At 73.3% G+C, this 18318-nt stretch carries 16 protein-coding genes; 6 read left to right on the top strand and 10 right to left on the bottom strand.

Annotated elements, in window-relative coordinates; all coding sequences use genetic code 11:
- Positions 1–54: 54 nt before the first annotated feature.
- The gene (locus tag A4E84_RS22960; protein WP_062928393.1) at positions 55–645 is read left to right on the top strand and encodes a TetR/AcrR family transcriptional regulator; all 591 of its coding nucleotides are present in this window, start codon (positions 55–57) and stop codon (positions 643–645) included.
- Between the two features lie 9 nt (positions 646–654).
- On the opposite strand, the gene A4E84_RS22955 is transcribed toward A4E84_RS22960, so the two are convergent.
- The gene (locus A4E84_RS22955; protein WP_062928392.1) at positions 655–1155 is read right to left on the bottom strand and encodes a hypothetical protein; all 501 of its coding nucleotides are present in this window, start codon (positions 1153–1155) and stop codon (positions 655–657) included.
- A 143-nt stretch (positions 1156–1298) separates the two neighbouring features.
- Complete coding sequence (locus tag A4E84_RS22950) at positions 1299–1625, bottom strand: SH3 domain-containing protein (protein WP_062928391.1); 327 nt, start codon at positions 1623–1625, stop codon at positions 1299–1301.
- Between the two features lie 182 nt (positions 1626–1807).
- Between A4E84_RS22950 and A4E84_RS22945 the strand changes: the two genes are divergently transcribed.
- The gene (locus A4E84_RS22945) at positions 1808–3946 is read left to right on the top strand and encodes a protein kinase domain-containing protein (protein ID WP_062928390.1); all 2139 of its coding nucleotides are present in this window, start codon (positions 1808–1810) and stop codon (positions 3944–3946) included.
- 59 nt (positions 3947–4005) lie between these two features.
- Here A4E84_RS22945 and ilvD read toward each other — a convergent pair whose 3' ends face one another.
- The 4 genes from ilvD to A4E84_RS22925 all read right to left on the bottom strand — a co-directional run bounded on the left by ilvD (position 4006) and on the right by A4E84_RS22925 (position 8511).
- Complete coding sequence (ilvD, locus tag A4E84_RS22940) at positions 4006–5859, bottom strand: dihydroxy-acid dehydratase (RefSeq protein WP_062928389.1); 1854 nt, start codon at positions 5857–5859, stop codon at positions 4006–4008.
- 183 nt (positions 5860–6042) lie between these two features.
- The gene (locus A4E84_RS22935) at positions 6043–6675 is read right to left on the bottom strand and encodes a TetR/AcrR family transcriptional regulator (protein ID WP_062928388.1); all 633 of its coding nucleotides are present in this window, start codon (positions 6673–6675) and stop codon (positions 6043–6045) included.
- Positions 6672–7496, bottom strand: coding sequence for a sugar phosphate isomerase/epimerase family protein (locus tag A4E84_RS22930; protein WP_062928387.1), 825 nt, complete (start codon positions 7494–7496; stop codon positions 6672–6674). Before A4E84_RS22930 ends, A4E84_RS22935 begins: the two co-directional genes overlap by 4 nt.
- An 82-nt stretch (positions 7497–7578) precedes the next feature.
- Positions 7579–8511: a Ppx/GppA family phosphatase gene (locus A4E84_RS22925; RefSeq protein ID WP_062928386.1), complete on the bottom strand. Its 933-nt coding sequence runs from the start codon at positions 8509–8511 to the stop codon at positions 7579–7581.
- A gap of 83 nt (positions 8512–8594) precedes the next feature.
- On the opposite strand from A4E84_RS22925, the gene A4E84_RS22920 reads away from it, so the two are divergent.
- Entirely contained in the window at positions 8595–9404 is an 810-nt protein-coding gene (locus A4E84_RS22920) for a DUF3109 family protein (RefSeq protein ID WP_062928385.1), read from the top strand.
- Between the two features lie 5 nt (positions 9405–9409).
- Here the strand turns inward: A4E84_RS22920 and A4E84_RS22915 are convergent, their stop codons facing one another.
- Positions 9410–11140: a BACON domain-containing protein gene (locus tag A4E84_RS22915; RefSeq protein ID WP_062928384.1), complete on the bottom strand. Its 1731-nt coding sequence runs from the start codon at positions 11138–11140 to the stop codon at positions 9410–9412.
- A gap of 197 nt (positions 11141–11337) precedes the next feature.
- Here A4E84_RS22915 and radA point away from each other — a divergent pair, with 197 nt between their 5' ends.
- Positions 11338–12747, top strand: coding sequence for a DNA repair protein RadA (gene radA, locus A4E84_RS22910; RefSeq protein WP_062928383.1), 1410 nt, complete (start codon positions 11338–11340; stop codon positions 12745–12747).
- A gap of 80 nt (positions 12748–12827) precedes the next feature.
- Positions 12828–13952, top strand: coding sequence for a DNA integrity scanning diadenylate cyclase DisA (gene disA / locus A4E84_RS22905; RefSeq protein ID WP_062928382.1), 1125 nt, complete (start codon positions 12828–12830; stop codon positions 13950–13952).
- 276 nt (positions 13953–14228) lie between these two features.
- Here the strand turns inward: disA and A4E84_RS22900 are convergent, their stop codons facing one another.
- Positions 14229–15086, bottom strand: a complete 858-nt coding sequence (locus tag A4E84_RS22900) for a hypothetical protein (RefSeq protein WP_079129080.1) — start codon at positions 15084–15086, stop codon at positions 14229–14231.
- Between the two features lie 175 nt (positions 15087–15261).
- Between A4E84_RS22900 and A4E84_RS22895 the strand changes: the two genes are divergently transcribed.
- The gene (locus A4E84_RS22895) at positions 15262–15903 is read left to right on the top strand and encodes a phosphatase PAP2 family protein (protein ID WP_174569451.1); all 642 of its coding nucleotides are present in this window, start codon (positions 15262–15264) and stop codon (positions 15901–15903) included.
- Positions 15904–15973: 70 nt separating this feature from the next.
- Here A4E84_RS22895 and A4E84_RS22890 read toward each other — a convergent pair whose 3' ends face one another.
- Both A4E84_RS22890 and A4E84_RS22885 read right to left on the bottom strand, forming a co-directional pair.
- A complete protein-coding gene (locus A4E84_RS22890) occupies positions 15974–16657 on the bottom strand; it encodes a response regulator transcription factor (protein WP_062931565.1) in 684 nt (227 codons plus the stop codon).
- 32 nt (positions 16658–16689) lie between these two features.
- Positions 16690–18279 (bottom strand): sensor histidine kinase, encoded by a 1590-nt coding sequence (locus A4E84_RS22885; protein ID WP_062928379.1) that lies wholly within the window; start codon positions 18277–18279, stop codon positions 16690–16692.
- Positions 18280–18318 lie beyond the last annotated feature (39 nt).

Below are 18318 nucleotides of genomic sequence, written 5' to 3'. Positions count from 1 at the left end.
GTAGTACTCTCCTTGAAGTGGTTTGAAAGTAGTACTACAACTGGAGTGGTGTCAATGGTGAGACGGAACGACCAGCGCCGCGCCGCCCTCGTCGACGCGGCGATCGAGGTGCTGGCCAGGGAGGGTGCCCGGGGTATGACGTTCCGGGCGGTGGACGCCGAGGCCGCCGTACCGGTCGGGACCGCCTCGAACTACTTCGCCAGCCGGGACGATCTGTTCACCCAGGCCGGCGCCCGGGTCTATGAGCGGCTGCAACCCGACGAGGCGACGATCGCGCGCCGGCGGGCGGCGGGCCGCGACCGGGAGACGTACACGGCGCTGATGCGGGAACTCGTCGGTCGCGTCGCCGGTTTCCGCACCGGCTACCTGGCCCTGCTCGAACTGCGGCTGGAGGCCACCCGCCGACCGGACCTGCGCAAGGTCCTCACCGAGCGGGTCCGGGCCGATGTCGAGGCGAACGTCGCCCACCACGAAGCGTCCGGGCTCCCCGGCGACGCCATGGCCGTCAAGCTGCTGATGCTGACCCTGAACTGGCTGATCGTCGAGCAGCTCACGCTGCCGGACGTCTTCACCGAGGCCGAGCGCGAACAGCTGGTGACGGCTGCGGTCGAGCGCATCGTGGCGGCCGAGCAGGCGGCCGAGTAGGCGGCCGGGCTACGCGCGGCGGCGGTTCCTCGGGTTGCCGGAGCGGCGGGTCGTGCGGTTCTCGTACTGCTTGCGGGCCTCTTCGTACTCCTCGCGGTGGAGCCTCTCGCCGGGGGCCTCGGTGAGGGAGCGGAAGAAGTAGGCGAGCAGGGAGCCGACGAAGCCGACGGTCAGGAGGCCGCGCAGGGACGCCTGGCGGTCCGGGTCGTGGCGGCGGGTGAAGCCGTCCCAGGTGTGGCGGAAGGCGAGGGCGCTGCAGATCGCGAACATCGCGACCATGAGGACGGTGACGAAGTCGCCGATCGCGGCGATCCGGAGGCCCTGGTAGGCGAGGCGGAGCACGAGGCAGGAGGCGACGGCGGCGGTCAGGGAGCCGACGGTCACGGCTGCGCGGCGGGCCGCGTAGCCGTGGCCGTGGTCGACCCAAGTGGTGCCGAAGAGCAGGATCGGCTCTGGGCGGGGGCCGGTGGAGCCCGCGGGTGTCCTGTGGGTGCCGGTGTCGTCGCTCACGCGTCGATTATGGCTCCGGGGTGGCCGCGGGCTCCGGGCGGCTCAGCCGCAGCGCCGGCGACGTGGCCGTCGCTGCCGGTGTTCAGCAGGCATCCGAGACGTACGGGCATGTCCTGCGTGGTCCCGGCGTAATGGTGACCGGATCAGGAGCAGCGCGGGCGGATGTAGCCGTCGCTGCCGGTGTTCACATAGGCGTCCGAGACGTACTGGCCGGTGCTGATGCTGTCCCAGATGTTCGTCGTGCCGTACGGGCCCGTCACCGTGGTGCCCGGCGACTGGCAGTAGACGGGGACCTTCGCCCCCTCGGACAGGACCCGGACGACCGTGTAGTTGGTGCCGGGACCGCTGCGGACGTTGACACGGACGCCCGGGGCGACCGAGTAGTAGCGCACGGCCGTGGTGCCGGCCTCGGCGGTGACCGCTGCCGTCACCTGGCCGCCCACCGTCTCTTCGACACGGTCGACAGACATGAAAAACCTCCCCCGTTGAACCCCATGACCGGCATGGGGCCCCGTTGATTCCCCTGCATCACGCTGTGAAACACATGTGCGTGACTCGCACGCGGAGACTAGCAAGCCGCCTCTGTCCCGTACGACGCATCGACTAGGCTCCGTGCGTCGCGCGCGCGGACGAACAGCACGGGGGTGGTTCCATGGCGCCGCAGAGCAGCACCGGGGCTGGCGCGGAAGCGGAACTTCCCGAATACGCCGGTCACTACCGGCTGGATTCCTGCCTGGGCTCGGGCGGCATGGGCGTGGTGCACCTGGCCCGGAGCACCTCCGGGATGAAGCTCGCCGTGAAGGTCGTGCACGCGGAGTTCGCCAAGGACCCGGAGTTCAGGGGGCGTTTCCGGCAGGAGGTGGCAGCGGCCCGGCGGGTCAGCGGAGCCTTCACCGCGCCGGTCGTGGACGCTGATCCCGAGGCCGGGCGGCCCTGGATGGCCACGCTGTTCATCCCGGGTCCGACGCTCGCCCAGGAAGTGAAGCGGAACGGGCCGCTGGCCCCTGCCCAGTTGCGCCGGCTGATGGCCGGGCTCGCGGAGGCCCTCCGGGACATCCACCGGGTCGGGGTCGTGCACCGGGATCTGAAACCGAGCAACGTGCTGCTCGCCGAGGACGGGCCGAAGGTCATCGACTTCGGCATCTCCCGCCCGGCGGACAGCGAGTTGCGGACCGAGACCGGCAAGCTCATCGGTACCCCGCCCTTCATGGCGCCCGAGCAGTTCCGGCGGCCGAGGGAAGTGGGGCCCGCAGCCGACGTGTTCGCCCTCGGGTCCGTGATGGTGCACGCGGCGACCGGGCGGGGGCCGTTCGACTCCGACAGCCCGTACGTCGTCGCCTACCAGGTCGTGCACGACGAGCCCGAACTGACCGGCGTGCCGGAGGAGTTGGTGCCGCTCGTGCGGCGCTGTCTCGCCAAGGAGCCCGAGGACCGGCCTTCGCCCGACGCGTTGATGCGGAAACTGCGGTCGGTGGCCGCCTCGTACGACACACAGGCCTTCATACCGCAGCAGCGTGTGGAGGAGCAGCCGGTGGAGGAGGGGGCGGAGCGGGGCGGGTTGGCGGTGGCGGTGGCTGCCCCCGACGACACGGCTGAGGAGAAGCCCGCCCGGCGGTGGTTCGGCAGGCGAGGGGCTCTGGTCGCCGGGGCTGTCGGACTGGTCGTGGCCGGGGCGCTGGCGTCGGTGTCCCTGGCCGGGGGCGGCGGTCCGGCCCCGGTTACCTCGCCGCGGACGACGGCTGCCGCGTTCTCCGGCTGGGCGGCGGAGCCGGTGGGCCGGGAGGGCGTGCCGCAGTGCTCGTACGCGAAGGGCGCTCTGCTCTGCGCCCGGGACGGGGTGGTGTTCGCCCTCGATGCCGCGGACGGCCGGGTGCGGTGGCGGCACACGCTGGAGGGGGCCGCCGCCGTTGGGCCGCCGGCCGGTCCGCCGGTCGTGACGGACGGTCTGGTGCTGGCGGGGCTCGGGCAGGGGCGGGGGCTGACCGCCCTCGACATCGCCTCGGGCGACGTGGCCCGGGACGCGGAGCTGCCCGTCCACGGGGGGTTGCGGGCCGTGGACGGCATGGTGCTGCTCACCGCGTCCGACGGCACGGTCAGCGGGGTGGAGGCCGCCTCCGGTGAGGTGAAGTGGAGCCATCGTGTCGCGGGCCAGGACGTGCCGTACTTCGTGTCGTTCGCCGGTGATCCGCTGGCCTACGCGGCGAGTGTGTCCGGTGACGGAGGCAGCACCCGGGTCACGGCGGTGGATCCGCGTTCGGGCGACGTGCGGTGGGACGCGCGGCTCGACGGCGGTCTGGAACCGCTCGGAACGGTGGACGGGGCGGTCGTCTTCCTCTCGGTCGACGCGGTCACGCAGGAGGCCCGGGCGGTGGTGCGCTACGACCCGCGGAGCCGGAAGAGCACGCGGGTGCCGTTGCGGGTGCCGCTGCAGCAGGCGGTGGGCAGTGTGCGCGGGGACGTCGTGCACCTCATGGCGACGGGCGGTTCGCTGGTCGCGGTCGATCTGGCGGCGCGCGAGGAGCTCTGGCGGCTGGAGACGGGTGTGGTGCGGGGGTCCAGGCCGGTCACCGACGACCGGCATGTGTACGTCACCGCGCCGGACGGGCGGCTGCTCGGCGTCGACGCGCGGCGCGGAAAGCTCCTCGGGGTGACGCCGCCACGGCTGGGGACGCGGTCGGACCGGGTCCCGGCCGCCCTGCCCGAGCCGGTGGTGGTGGGTGACCGGGTCTACGGCAGCGCGCCCGACGGGACGGTCTTCGCCGTCAGCGGGCGCGCTCCGGCCGGCTGGTAGGACGTATGCGCGAGGGCCGACCCCCGGTGACGGGGACCGGCCCTCGGCCGTGCAGGGGATCAGCCCAGCTTCGACACGTCCCGCACCGCGCCCTTGTCCGCGCTGGTCGCCATCGCCGCGTAGGCCCGCAGCGCCGCCGAGACCTTGCGCTCGCGGTTCTTCGGGGCGTACACGCCGTTCAGCGCCTGGTCGCGGCGGGCCAGCTCGGCGTCGTCCACCAGCAGCTCGATGGAGCGGTTGGGGATGTCGATGCGGACGCGGTCGCCGTCCTCGACGAGGGCGATGGTGCCGCCCGCGGCCGCCTCGGGCGAGGCGTGGCCGATGGACAGGCCGGAGGTGCCGCCGGAGAAGCGGCCGTCCGTGACCAGCGCGCAGGTCTTCCCGAGGCCGCGGCCCTTGAGGTACGAGGTCGGGTAGAGCATCTCCTGCATGCCGGGGCCGCCCTTGGGGCCCTCGTAGCGGATGACGACGACGTCGCCGTCCTTGACCTGCTGGGTGAGGATCTTCTGGACGGCCTCCTCCTGCGACTCGCAGACGACCGCCGGGCCCTCGAAGGTCCAGATGGACTCGTCGACACCGGCCGTCTTCACGACGCAGCCGTCCACGGCCAGGTTGCCCTTGAGGACCGCGAGGCCGCCGTCCTTGGAGTAGGCGTGCTCGGCGGAGCGGATGCAGCCGCCCTCGGCGTCCTCGTCCAGGGCCTCCCAGCGCTCGGACTGGGAGAAGGCCTCGGCGGAGCGGACGCAGCCGGGAGCCGCGTGCCACATCTCGACGGCCTCGGCGGACGGGGAGCCGCCGCGCACGTCCCAGGTCTTCAGCCAGTCCCCGAGGGACGGGCTGTGCACCGAGTGCACGTCCTCGTTGAGCAGGCCCGCGCGGTGCAGCTCGCCGAGCAGGGCGGGGATGCCGCCGGCGCGGTGCACGTCCTCCATGTAGTACGTGCGGTCCTTGGCGACGTTCGGGGCGACCTTGGCCAGGCACGGCACCCGGCGCGAGACCGCGTTGATCTCGTCGAGGCCGAAGGGGACGCCCGCCTCCTGGGCGGCGGCCAGCAGGTGCAGGATCGTGTTGGTCGAGCCGCCCATGGCGATGTCGAGGGCCATGGCGTTCTCGAAGGCCGCGAAGGACGCCACGCTGCGGGGCAGGACCGTCTCGTCGTCCTGCTCGTAGTAGCGGCGGGTGATGTCCATGACCGTGTCGGCCGCGTTCACGTACAGCTGTTTGCGGGCCGTGTGGGTGGCGAGGACCGAGCCGTTGCCCGGGAGGGACAGGCCGATGGCCTCGGTCAGGCAGTTCATCGAGTTGGCGGTGAACATGCCGGAACAGGAGCCACAGGTCGGACAGGCGTTCTCCTCGATGCGGAGGATGTCCTCGTCCGAGATCTTGTCGTTCACGGCGTCGGAGATCGCGTCGACCAGGTCGAGGGTGCGGACCGTGCCGTCGACCAGGGTGGCGCGGCCGGACTCCATCGGGCCACCGGAGACGAAGACCGTCGGGATGTTCAGCCGCAGGGCGGCGTTCAGCATGCCCGGGGTGATCTTGTCGCAGTTGGAGATGCAGATCAGGGCGTCGGCGCAGTGCGCCTCGACCATGTACTCCACGCTGTCCGCGATCAGGTCGCGGGAGGGCAGGGAGTAGAGCATGCCGCCGTGGCCCATGGCGATGCCGTCGTCCACGGCGATCGTGTTGAACTCGCGCGGGATGCCGCCGGCCGCGACGACCGCCTCGCTGACGATCCGGCCGACCGGCGCCAGGTGCGTGTGCCCCGGCACGAACTCCGTGAAGCTGTTGGCGACCGCGATGATCGGCTTGCGGCCGATGTCCGCACCCGGTACACCGGAGGCGCGCATAAGGGCACGGGCGCCCGCCATGTTGCGGCCGTGGGTGACTGTGCGGGACCTCAGCTCGGGCATCGTCGCTCGCTCCTTCAGAGACGGCGTCAGAGGATTGGGGATTTCTGACTGCTACCGAGCGTACGCCGGTCATCCAGTGGGCGGGACGGTGCGTCCGGAATGCGGGACGCCTGTCTCGGGCGACGGCACCCGCAGCCCCTACGGTTGCGCCTCGCGGGCCCTTACGGCGGCGCCTCGCACGCCTTACGGATCGGTCAGATGTCCCTGTACGACGGGCGCGAGCCGTGCGATGACCTGCTCCGGGTCCGCCGAGGCCAGCGGCTCGATCTTGATGACGTAGCGCAGGACCGCGGTGCCGACGAGCTGGGCGGCGGCCAGTTCGGCGCGCAGCTCGGCGTCCGGCAGCTCCAGCCGTACGGCGATGCGACGCAGCACCTGGGTGGCGATGATCCGGCGGAAGACGGCGGCCGCGGTCTCGTTGGTGACGGCGGAGCGGACGACGGCGAGCAGGGGCGCGCGCGTCGCCGGGTTCTCCCAGACGCCGAAGAAGAAGCGGGCCAGGCGCTCCCCCACCCCGTCGAGCGGGCCCTCCTCGATGGCCTTCGGCGCTTGCAGGGCGGGTCCGAAGGACTGGGTGATCGCCGCCTCGAAGACCTGCTCCTTGGTGCCGAAGTAGTGGTGCACGAGGGCCGAGTCCACGCCGGCGGACTTGGCGATGCCGCGGACGGAGGTCTTCTCGTAGCCGTGCTCGGAGAACTCGTCGCGGGCGGCGGTCAGGATGCGGTCGCGGGTGTCCGCCGACTCCGTACGCGGCGGGCGGCCGCGGCGGCGGGCGGTGGTGCCGGACCCGCCGCCGGCCGGAGGCCCGCCGTTCATCGCCGCGGCACCTTCACCGCCGAGGCCAGATGGAGGCGGGTGAAGGCCAGGGCCTCCGCCAGATCGGCCTCGCGCTCCGCGCTCGACATGGCGCGGCGGGTGTTGACCTCGATGACGACGTGCCCGTCGAAGCCGGTCAGGGCGAGGCGCTCCAGCACCTCGGCGCAGGGCTGTGTGCCGCGGCCGGGCACCAGGTGCTCGTCCTTGGCGGAACCCCGGCCGTCGGCGAGGTGGACGTGGCCGAGCCGGTCCCCCATGCGGTCGACCATGTCCAGCGCGTCGGAGCGGGCCGTCGCGGTGTGGCTGAGATCGATCGTGAAGTGCCGGTAGTCGTCCTTCGTCACGTCCCAGTCGGGGGCGTACGCGAGCATCTCGCGGTCGCGGTAGCGCCAGGGGTACATGTTCTCGACGGCGAACCGCACGTCCGTCTCGTTCGCCATGCGCCAGATGCCGGAGACGAAGTCCCGGGCGTACTGGCGCTGCCAGCGGAACGGGGGGTGGACGACGACGGTGCTCGCGTCGAGCTTCTCGGCCGCCGCGCGGGCCCGCTGGAGCTTGGTCCACGGGTCGGTGGACCACACGCGCTGCGTGATGAGCAGGCAGGGGGCGTGGACGGCGAGGATCGGGATCCGGTGGTAGTCGCTGAGTCTGCGCAGGGCCTCGATGTCCTGGCTGACCGGGTCGGTCCAGACCATGACCTCGACTCCGTCGTAGCCGAGGCGCGCGGCGATCTCGAAGGCCGTGGCCGTCGACTCCGGGTAGACCGAGGCCGTCGACAGGGCGACCTTCGCGTCCGGGATCTTTACGGCTGGCTCTGCCATGCAGGACAGATTACGGGGTGTGGTCGGGGTGGGGTGGGGGGCCTCTTCGCCGTTGTGGTGTTTGCCATAGGCGGGCGGGCCCCTACACCGACTCCATGTGATCCAGGCGACGCAGGATCACGCCCTCGCGCAGCGCCCAGGGGCATATCTCCACGCGCTCCACGCCGAAGAGGTCCATCGCCGCCTCGGCCACCAGGGCGCCCGCCAGGAGCTGGCCGGCCCTGCCCTCCGAGACGCCCGGCAGCTCGGCGCGCTCCTGCTCGGTCATGGCGGCCAGGCGCGGGACCCAGCCCTCCAGGGACTCCCGCTTGAGCTCGCGCTGGACGTAGAGGCCCTCGGCGGAGCGGGCCGCACCGGCGATGCGGGCCAGCTGCTTGAAGGTCTTCGACGTGGCCACGACGTGGTCGGGGGTGCCGAAGCGGCTGAACTCCCCGACCGTGCGGGCGATCTCGGTCCGCACGTGACGGCGCAGGGCGCGGACGGCGTCCGGGTCGGGCGGGTCGCCGGGCAGCCAGCCGGCGGTGAGGCGGCCGGCGCCCAGTGGCAGCGAGGCGGCCGCGTCGGGCTCCTCGTCCATGCCGTAGGCGACCTCGAGGGAGCCGCCGCCGATGTCCAGGACCAGCAGCTTCCCGGCCGACCAGCCGAACCAGCGGCGGGCCGCGAGGAAGGTCAGCCGGGCCTCCTCGGCGCCGGTGAGGACCTGGAGCTCGACGCCGGTCTCGGCGCGCACGCGTTCGAGGACGTCATCGGCGTTGCGGGCCTCCCGTACGGCGGAGGTCGCGAACGGGAGGACCTCCTCGGCGCCCTTGTCCTCGGCGGCCTGGAGCGCCTCCTTGATGACCGAGACCAGCCGGTCGACGCCGTGGGGGCCGATCGCGCCGTCGTCGTCGAGGAGCTGGGCGAGGCGCAGTTCCGCCTTGTGCGAGTGGGCGGGGAGCGGGCACGCGCCGGGGTGCGCGTCCACCACGAGCAGATGCACCGTGTTCGATCCCACGTCGAGGACACCGAGTCTCATGTACCGAACGCTACTGCCCACCGGGCCGTCCGCCGTCCTCGGTGGGGGTACAAGGCCCGTACCGGGGCCCGTACCCTGGAGGCGTGCCAAAGACGAAAAAGGCGAAGCGCGACAAATCACCGGGCGTCGTGGAACCCGACGAGAAGGGCCTCGACTTCGCTCGCGCGTGGGTGGAGTTTCCCGATCCGGCGGACGACGAGCAGGTGTTCCGCTGCGATCTGACATGGCTGACCTCTCGCTGGAACTGCATCTTCGGCAGCGGCTGCCAGGGCATCCAGGCGGGCCGCGCGGATGACGGGTGCTGCACGTTGGGTGCCCACTTCTCCGACGAGGACGACGAGAAGCGTGTCGCCGAGCATGTGGCCAGGCTCACGCCGGACATCTGGCAGAACCATGCCGAGGGCACGCGGGGCGGCTGGGTCTCCGAGGACGAGGACGGGGAGCGGCAGACGCGGCCCTTCCAGGGCTCGTGCATCTTCCAGAACCGGCCCGGCTTCAAGGGCGGCATGGGCTGCTCGCTGCACATCCTCGCCGTGAAGGAGGGCCGCGAGCCGCTGGAGACCAAGCCGGACGTCTGCTGGCAGCTGCCGGTGCGGCGGACGTACGAGTGGATCGACCGGCCCGACGACACGCGCGTCCTGCAGGTGTCGATCGGTGAGTACGACCGCCGCGGCTGGGGCCCGGGCGGCCACGACCTGCACTGGTGGTGCACGTCGGCGACCTCGGCGCACGGCGCCGGCGATCCCGTGTACGTCTCCTACCGGCCCGAGCTGATCGAGCTGATGGGCAAGGCCGGCTACGACCGGCTGGTCGAGCTGTGCGAGGAGCGGCTGGCCTCGCAGTTGCCGCTGCTGGCACCGCATCCCGCGGACCCCGCGCCTCCGGTGGCCTGAGGCCGCTACGCCGTGGCCGGGCTCGGGTCACCGCTGTCGGAGGGCGGCGGCGTCGAGCCCGCCGGGTCGGTCGGGGCCGGGTCCGTGGGCGGGGGCGTGGGGTCCGGGTCCGTCGACGGGGGCGGGGTGGTGGGCGTCGGGTCCGGGTCCGGGGCGGAGGTCGTGGGCGTCGGGTCGGGCTGGGTCGGAGTCGGGTCGCCCGGACCGCCGGGCCGGGGGCCCGGGCCGGGGCCGGAGGGGCTGGGCGCGGCGCCGTAGCCCTCGATGTGCACGACGGCACCGACCGGTGCGACCGCCACCTGCGCGCGCCAGGGGCCGGCGGGCTCTCGCAGGTGGTCGACGTACACCTTGATCGTCAACGACTCGCCGGGCCGGAGCGTTCCCGAGGACTGGCTGAGGTAGAGCCAGTGGGCTCCCGTGGAAGCGGACCAGCGGACCGGGGCCGGGCCGGTGGCGGTGAGGGTGACGAGGGTGGTGTCGCCGCTGTTGTCGGCCGTGACCTCCAGGGCGGTCTCGCGGCCGGCGCCGGCGACGCCGATGACCTCGACGGAGACGTCGGCCTTGCCGTCCTTGCCGAAGCGGGGGCCGGGCCGGGTGCTCGCGTTGCCGGTGTTCTCGTAGCCGCCGCCCGCCATCTCGCCGTCCAGGCCGAACGGGTCGTCCGCCTCGCGCGCGGAGGCCGAGCGGCCGTCCTGGCCCTCGCCGACCGGGGTGCCGCGGTAGGCGGCCCACAGGGCCAGCACGGGGGCGGCCACGACGGTGGCGACGACGGTCGTGGTGACGGCACGCGCGCGCAGGCGGTCCCGGCGGGCGGCGTGGTCCTTGGGGTCCATCGGGAAGCCGCGCCGGTCGAAGCGGGGTGCGGCGCTCCGCGCGCGCGGGTGGTGGGTCATGGCGACGTACAGGGCCGCCCGGGGCGCCGGCAGGACGGGCAGTTCGGCGGGCGTGACGCTGGTGCCGGGCCAGCGGCCGGGGATGGCGCGCTCGGCGGTGCGGCGGCAGCGCGGGCAGTCGTCGACGTGCCGGACGAGTTCGGCCCGCAGGGCTGTGCCGAGCACGAGCCGGTCGTCGCCGGCGAGGTGCGCGACGCTCGGACACGCCCCGGTCTCCACCACGGCGAGGGCCGCACGCGTGCGTTCCACCTCGCAGGCGGCGGAGGCGAGCAGATCGCGGGCGGCGGCCGGGTCCATACCGAGGACGGCGGCGACCTCGGGGGCGGCGAGGTGGTGGCGCACCGCCAGTTCGAGCGCCTCCCGCTGCTCCGGAGTGGTCCCGGCGGCCTCCGGCCAGGCCAGCAGGGCCAGTTCGCGACGGCGCCGCTCCTGGACCTCCTCGGAGGGGGCCGGGGCGGCCGGACGGTCGGCGCGCTGCCGGTCGGCGCGGCCCGCGGCATGGCTGCTCTGACGTTTCTGCTTGGCCTCGGCCAGCTTGCGCAGGCACGCCCAGCGGGCCAGCGCGTACATCCAGGCTCTGCGGTCCGCTGGTGCCTGCGGGAGGTGCCGGCCACGGCGTTCGGCGAGGGCGAGGACGTCGCCCAGGGCGGCGGTCGCGGCCTCGTGGTCGCACAGCACGGACAGGCAGTAGGTGAACAGGCCGTCCAGGTAGGGCTCGTAGCGCGCGGGCGGCCGCTGCGCCAGCGTGCGCGCCGCCCCGCGGTCACGCGCTTCCCGGTGCGCCCGGTGCGCACCGGCCGTGCGGGTCGAGCGGGTCGAGATCTCCGGAGTACTGCTCATCATTCGGCGACCGTAGGGGGCCGGGAGTGGCACCTTCAGGCGGCTTGAGCACATTTAATCCGTACGGGTGAAACGATCCCTCAATCGGGGACATGAACCAGTGGTTCCGCCGCTGGCGCGGGGTGGCGGACCCCTGGCGCGCAGGTGGCCGCCGTCGGCCCGTCCGCGCGATGTCAGTGCCGGGGGCTACGGTTTCGTCCATGGCTGCCCGTACGAAGACCACCAAGGACCGCCCGTCCTACCGCTGCACTGAGTGCGGCTGGCAGACGGCGAAGTGGCTCGGCCGCTGCCCCGAGTGCCAGGCCTGGGGGACGGTCGAGGAGTACGGCGCGCCCGCGGTGCGGACGACGGCACCGGGCCGGGTCACGACCTCCGCCCTGCCCATCGGCCAGGTGGACGGCCGCCAGGCCACCGCCCGCCCCACCGGCGTGCCCGAGCTGGACCGCGTGCTCGGCGGCGGTCTGGTTCCCGGCGCGGTGGTGCTCGTCGCGGGCGAGCCGGGCGTCGGCAAGTCGACGCTCCTGCTCGACGTGGCGGCCAAGTCCGCGAGCGACGAACACCGCACCCTGTACGTCACGGGGGAGGAGTCGGCGAGCCAGGTCCGGCTGCGTGCCGACCGCATCGGCGCCATCGACGACCACCTGTACCTCGCGGCCGAGACGGATCTGGCCGCGGTGCTCGGCCACTTGGACGCGGTGAAGCCGTCGCTGCTGATCATGGACTCGGTGCAGACGGTGGCCTCCCCCGAGATCGACGGCGCACCCGGCGGCATGGCCCAGGTGCGGGAGGTCGCCGGGGCGCTCATCCGGGCCTCCAAGGAACGCGGCATGTCCACGCTGCTGGTGGGCCACGTCACCAAGGACGGCGCGATCGCGGGCCCGCGTCTGCTGGAGCACCTGGTGGACGTCGTCCTGAGCTTCGAGGGCGACCGGCACGCCCGCCTGCGCCTGGTGCGAGGCGTCAAGAACCGCTACGGCACCACCGACGAGGTCGGCTGCTTCGAACTGCACGACGAGGGCATCACGGGCCTCGCCGACCCGAGCGGACTCTTCCTGACCCGCCGGGCCGAACCGGTCCCGGGCACCTGCCTGACCGTCACCCTCGAAGGCCGCCGTCCGCTGGTCGCCGAGGTCCAGGCGCTCACGGTGGACTCGCAGATCCCCTCCCCTCGCCGCACCACCTCGGGGCTGGAGACCTCCCGCGTCTCGATGATGCTCGCGGTGCTGGAACAGCGCGGGCGGATCAGCGCCTTGGGCAAAAGGGACATCTACTCCGCGACGGTCGGCGGCGTGAAGCTCTCCGAGCCGGCCGCGGACCTGGCCGTCGCCCTCGCCCTGGCGAGCGCGGCGAGTGACACACCTCTCCCCAAGAACCTCGTCGCGATCGGCGAAGTGGGCCTGGCGGGCGAGGTGAGACGGGTCACCGGAGTGCAGCGCAGACTGGCCGAAGCCCACCGTCTGGGCTTCACACATGCCCTGGTGCCGGGCGACCCGGGCAAGGTCCCGGCGGGCATGAAGGTCCTGGAAGTCGCGGACATAGGGGACGCTCTGCGGGTCCTTCCCCGGTCCCGTCGCAGAGAGGCCCCACAGGACGAGGAGGGTCGCCGGTAGACTTTGCCCTGGTCTCGCCCGTCCGTGCGAACCGAGCGCGCGACACGGGGGCGCCCAGGACCTGCGACCGGAGGAGTGCAGTGGCAGCCAACGACCGGGCATCGGCTCCCGGAAAGTCCGGCGGGAGTGCCGGTACCGATGGCCTGATGCGCGCCTCCCTGAGCGCCGTGGCACCCGGCACCGCCCTGCGTGACGGCCTGGAGCGGGTGCTCCGCGGCAACACCGGCGGGCTCATCGTGCTCGGCTTCGACAAGACGGTCGAGACGCTGTGCAGCGGCGGATTCGTGCTGGACGTCGAGTTCACCGCGACCCGGCTGCGCGAGCTGTGCAAGCTGGACGGCGGCATCGTGCTGTCCTCGGACCTGTCGAAGATCCTGCGCGCCGGCGTGCAGCTGGTCCCGGACCCGACGATCCCGACGGAGGAGACGGGCACCCGGCACCGCACCGCGGACCGGGTCAGCAAGCAGGTCGGCTTCCCGGTGGTCTCCGTCTCCCAGTCGATGCGGCTGATCGCCCTGTACGTCGACGGCCAGCGCCGCGTCCTGGAGGACTCGGCGGCGATCCTGTCCCGCGCCAACCAGGCCCTCGCCACCCTGGAGCGCTACAAGCTCCGCCTCGACGAGGTCGCGGGTACGCTGTCGGCGCTGGAGATCGAGGACCTGGTGACCGTCCGGGACGTCTCGGCGGTCGCCCAGCGCCTGGAGATGGTGCGGCGCATCGCCACCGAGATCGCCGAATACGTGGTGGAGCTGGGCACGGACGGCCGGCTCCTGGCCCTCCAGCTCGACGAGCTGATCGCGGGCGTGGAGCCCGAGCGCGAGCTGGTCGTGCGGGACTACGTCCCCGAACCCACGGCCAAACGCTCCCGCACGGTCGACGAGGCCCTCGCCGAACTCGACGCCCTCACCCACGCCGAGCTCCTCGAACTGTCCACGGTGGCCCGGGCGTTGGGCTACACCGGCGCACCCGAGACGCTGGACTCGGCGGTCTCCCCGCGCGGTTTCCGCCTCCTCGCCAAGGTGCCCCGGCTCCCCGGCGCGATCATCGACCGCCTGGTCGAGCACTTCGGCGGACTGCAGAAGCTGCTCGCCGCGAGCGTCGACGACCTGCAGACGGTGGACGGCGTGGGCGAGGCCCGGGCGCGCAGCGTCCGCGAGGGGCTGTCGCGGCTGGCGGAGTCGTCGATCCTGGAGCGGTACGTCTAGCCTCCGGCATCCGCTCGACAGGGGTTGGGGGGTGTTCCCGGCCGGGAACACCCCCCAACCCCTGTCGATCCGTTCCCACCTGCGGAAACGGTCACCGTTCCCGTTCCGCAACACCCGTGCTTCGTGCAGCCTTGGTGCTCGTCCATCCGGAAGTGGAGGACAGCGACCGCGTTTCCTTCGGTCCCGTACCGGGCCGCGTCCCTCGGACACCCGGGGCACCACGGCCCTGGTCATGCTGTCCGTCGGCGCCGTCCGCCTCGGACCGGGGCAGGCCGGCTAGTCGGCCGAGAGCACGAACGACGTCTGCACCTTCGCGAAGCCCGGGGCCTTGGCCTCCACCAGGTAGGTGCCCGCCTTGGCCGAACCCGCCGGAGGGGTGGCGCACTCGGGGGCGCTCGGCTTGCGGTCCCACTTCACGGTGTAGGTGATGCCGCTGCCGGCGGCGACCCGGTACAGCTGGTGCGCGGCGGCCTTGGGGCAGTCCTCGGAGGACCAGTAGTCGTCGTCGCTGCTCGCCGGGGCGATCGTGAACACCGCGTTCTTCGGCCCGAGATCGATCTTGCAGTCGCTGCCGGAGACGTTCCGGGCGGTCAGCAGGAAGGTGGGCGTCTGCTCGGGGTCGTAGGTGTTGTGCCGGCTGCGCAGGCTGAACTTGACCGCGCTCGCGGTGCAGTTGGGCAGGGTGGAGCCGGCCGGCAGTGTGTCACCCGCGCCGACGCCGCCCGCGGTGGCACCGCTCCCCGAGCCGCCGGAGCCGCCCGAGCCCTCGGAACCGCCCGAGCCGGAACCGGTGCCGGAGCCCGAGCCGGAACCGTCTCCCGAGCCGTCACCCGATCCGTCGCCGGAGCCGTCACCGGACCCCGACGACGAGCCGCCGGACCCGCCGCCGCCCGACTCGTCGCGTCCGCCGGGCGCTTGGCTGATGGCCGGGCCCGAACTGGACGGGCCGGGCGTGATGGAGGGCGCGGGATTCTTGCCGTTGGCGCCGTTGTCGCGGTCCTTGCCGCCCCCGCCCATCGTCACGATCCAGGTGGTCAGGAGCGCCAACACGGCGACCACAGACACCAGTACGACCCTCCGACGCCAGTAGATGGAGGAGGGAAGCGGCCCGACCGGATTGCGCAGAGATCCCACGGCGCAAACCTTACGAGAGATCGGCGCGTTCGCCGGTCCCACCCGCCGCTCGGAGCCACAACTTTTCCGGATCATCATTCCGGAACCCCGGCCCCCACCCCTGTCTTTCGTCAGGTACGGAACCCGACGATCGCTGGGTGTGACGGTATGGGCCCGCCGCCTACCGTCTGTGACCATGAACTTCGAGGACACCGGGCTCTACCGCGACATCACCGACTTCGCCCACGACACCCCGAACTGGGTACAGCACGGCGCCGGGATATGGACGGAGGCCGGACTGCTGGTGTTCGCCGGGCTGTTCGCGACGGCCTGGTGGCGTGCCCGCCGGGGCAGCCCCCGAGCGTTCGCGATCGCGGCCCTTGCACCTCTGGCCACAGCAGTGGCGTACGTGTGCAGTGAGGTGCTCAAGTCCGCTGTCGCGGAGGAGCGTCCGTGCCGTGCGGTGGCCGGGGCGGCCGCGTCACTGGCCGCGTGCCCGCCGCACGGCGACTGGTCCTTTCCGTCCAACCACGCCACCATCGCGGGCGCCGCTGCGGTCTCCCTGGCCGTGGTGCGGCGCGCGCTGCTGTGGCTGACGGCCCCGCTCGCCCTGCTGATGGCGTTCTCCCGGGTCTTCGTCGGCGTGCACTATCCGCACGACGTCATAGCGGGGTTGGCGCTCGGTACGCTCGTCGCCCTCGTCGCCGCGCGGCTGGGCAGGAGCCCGATGACGCGGCTGGCAGGGGCGATGCGCACCTCGCCGGCACCGGCCGTGCGGTGGGTGCTGGGGCCGGGCCCAGCGTGCGTCCCGTCGTACGAGACGCACGCGCGCCGGTGAGCCGGGACGCGCGGCGCACCGCCGCGCTCAGCGCTCGTCCGCGGCGCACGGGCGCCGTCGCACCCTGCGGTCACGGCTCCACCAGCCCCGCCTCGTACGCGACGATCGCCGCCTGGACCCGGTTGCGGACGCCCAGCCGGTCCAGGACCGCGCTCACGTACGCCTTCACCGTGCCCTCGACGAGATGCAGGCGGGCGGCGATCTCCGGATTGGACAGGCCCGCGCCGACCAGGCCGAGCACCTCGCGCTCGCGGGGACTCAGGGCGGTCACCCGCGCGCGTGCCCGGGCCTCGCGGGTGAGGCGGCCACCGCCGAGGCCCTCGTCGATGACGTACCGGGCCACCTTGGGCGAGAGGAAGGCAGCGCCGGCGGCCACCGCCCGTACACCCGCGATGAGTTCGTACGGGTCCCCGGACTTCAGCAGGAACCCGGTGGCGCCGCCGCCCAGGGCGCGGGTCACATGGGCGCCCTCGGAGAAGGTGGTGAGCATCGCGACGGCCGTGCCGGGCACGGTCCGTACGATCTCCTCCGCCGCCGCGAGGCCGTCCAGGCGCGGCATGCGGATGTCCAGCAGGGCCACGTCCGGGCGGTGGGCGCGGCACAGTTCCACCGCCTCGCGCCCGTCCCCCGCCTCGGCGACGACCTCCGTCTCGCCGCCGCTGCCCAGGATGGCGCGCACCCCGGCGCGGACCATCGCCTCGTCGTCGGCCAGCAGCACGCGGATCGGAGCCCTGTTCGTATCCCCGGTACTCATCGTGTCCCCGGTACTCATCGTGTCCCCGGTACTCATCGTGCGAACTCCTCATACTCTTCCCGGCCTTCGCCGGACAGGCCGACGCCGGGGACCACGTCCTTGGCGACCAGCCGTCCGGCGTCGAAGCACAGTCTGAAGTGCGTGACGGAGACGAAGAGTTCGCCGCTCGCGCGGTAGTAGCGGCAGTCGGCTCCCTCGGGCGCGGCCGGAGCCCGCTCCTCGGGCGGGTCGTTCACGTCGCGTTCGGGCAGCACCCGCTCGACCTCGGCGGCCGGGGCGCCCAGGCGGAGCTTCGCGTACGCGGCGGGCCCGAGCACCGAGTGCGTCTCGGCATACGCGTACCAGCCGAAGGCGGCGCCGACGAGCACCACGCCCACGCCGGCCGCGGTGCCGAGGCCGGCGGCCACCCGGCGGCGGGCGAGCGTGAACGGGGCCCGCGCCGGGCGCGCGGACCTGACCGCGACCGGCTGCACCGGGACGGACGCCCGGACCCGGAAGCCCTCCCCGTGCGCACCGGCCTCGAACTCGCCGCCGACGGAGGTCACCGCCGCCCGCAGCCCGAGCAGGCCCGTACCGCCTCCCGAGGGCCGGGAGCCGTCCTGCGCCGGGCGGCCGTTGGTGACGGTGACGGAGGTGCCCGCCGCGCGTCCGGTGACCGCCACGACCACGGGGGCGCCCGGTGCGTGCCGTGCCGCGTTGGTCAGCGCCTCCCGGACCACGCGGTGCAGCAGCCGCTCGGCGACCTCGCCGGGACCGGCGGAGTGCGGATCCGCGGCCGGGTCCCGTTCCCCCGGCTCCCAGCGCACCGGGAGGCCCGACTCGGCGGCCCGGGCGACGAGTTGCTCCAGGGTCTCGTCGGCCGGGGACAGCGGCACCGGCTCGTCGTCGTCCTCGCGCAGGACGCCGATGATGCGGTGCAGCCGGTCCGTGGCGTCGGCGGCGGCCGCGCGCAGGTCGGCCGCCGCCGCCCGGTGTTCGTCGCCGAGGCCGGGAGCGACCTGGAGGGCGCCGGCGCGCAGGGCGATGAGGCTCAGCTCGTGGCCGAGGGAGTCGTGCATGTCCTGGGCGATCCGGGCGCGTTCGCGCAGCCGGGCGCGCTCCTCGGCGAGGCCGGCCTCGTCCTCCAGCCGGGCGGCGCGCAGCCATCCCGCCTCGGCCAGCTCGCGGCTCTGCCGCCAGTAGCGCCCGCCGAGCCAGGGGAAGACACAGCCGAAGAGCAGCGTGCCCGTCATGACGAGCCACTCGGGGGCCGGGTCGACGCCGGTGAGGACGATCCGTACGGTGCCCGCGCAGCCGACGGCGGCGAAGCACAGCACGGCGGGGCGCGCCCGGCCCGCCCGCAGCCCGAGCAGCAGCGCGCACATGCCGAGGGCGGGACCGTAGGAGACGGTGAACAGGGCCGGGGCGGCGGCCAGGCTCAGGGCTGCCACCAGCGCGAAGGCGACCGGCGGCAGCCGCCGGGACACGGCGACGGCCACGGCCAGCACGGCCACACCGGCCGCCTGCTGCCAGCCGGGCCGCGGCTCGTTCAACCCGATCCGGTCCGCCGTGAGCGCCGGGACGGCGAAGGCGGCCCAGAGGAGGGCGCCACGGGCGAGCGAGGCCGGGCCGGGAGGTTCCATGCGCCCGACGCTACAAGTGCCCGACCTGCCCGCACTGCT

Source organism: Streptomyces qaidamensis, from assembly GCF_001611795.1.
In the GTDB taxonomy this organism is placed as follows: domain Bacteria; phylum Actinomycetota; class Actinomycetes; order Streptomycetales; family Streptomycetaceae; genus Streptomyces; species Streptomyces qaidamensis.
The sequence above is the reverse complement of the archived record's forward strand: the minus strand, read 5'-3'. Positions and strand labels throughout refer to the sequence as shown.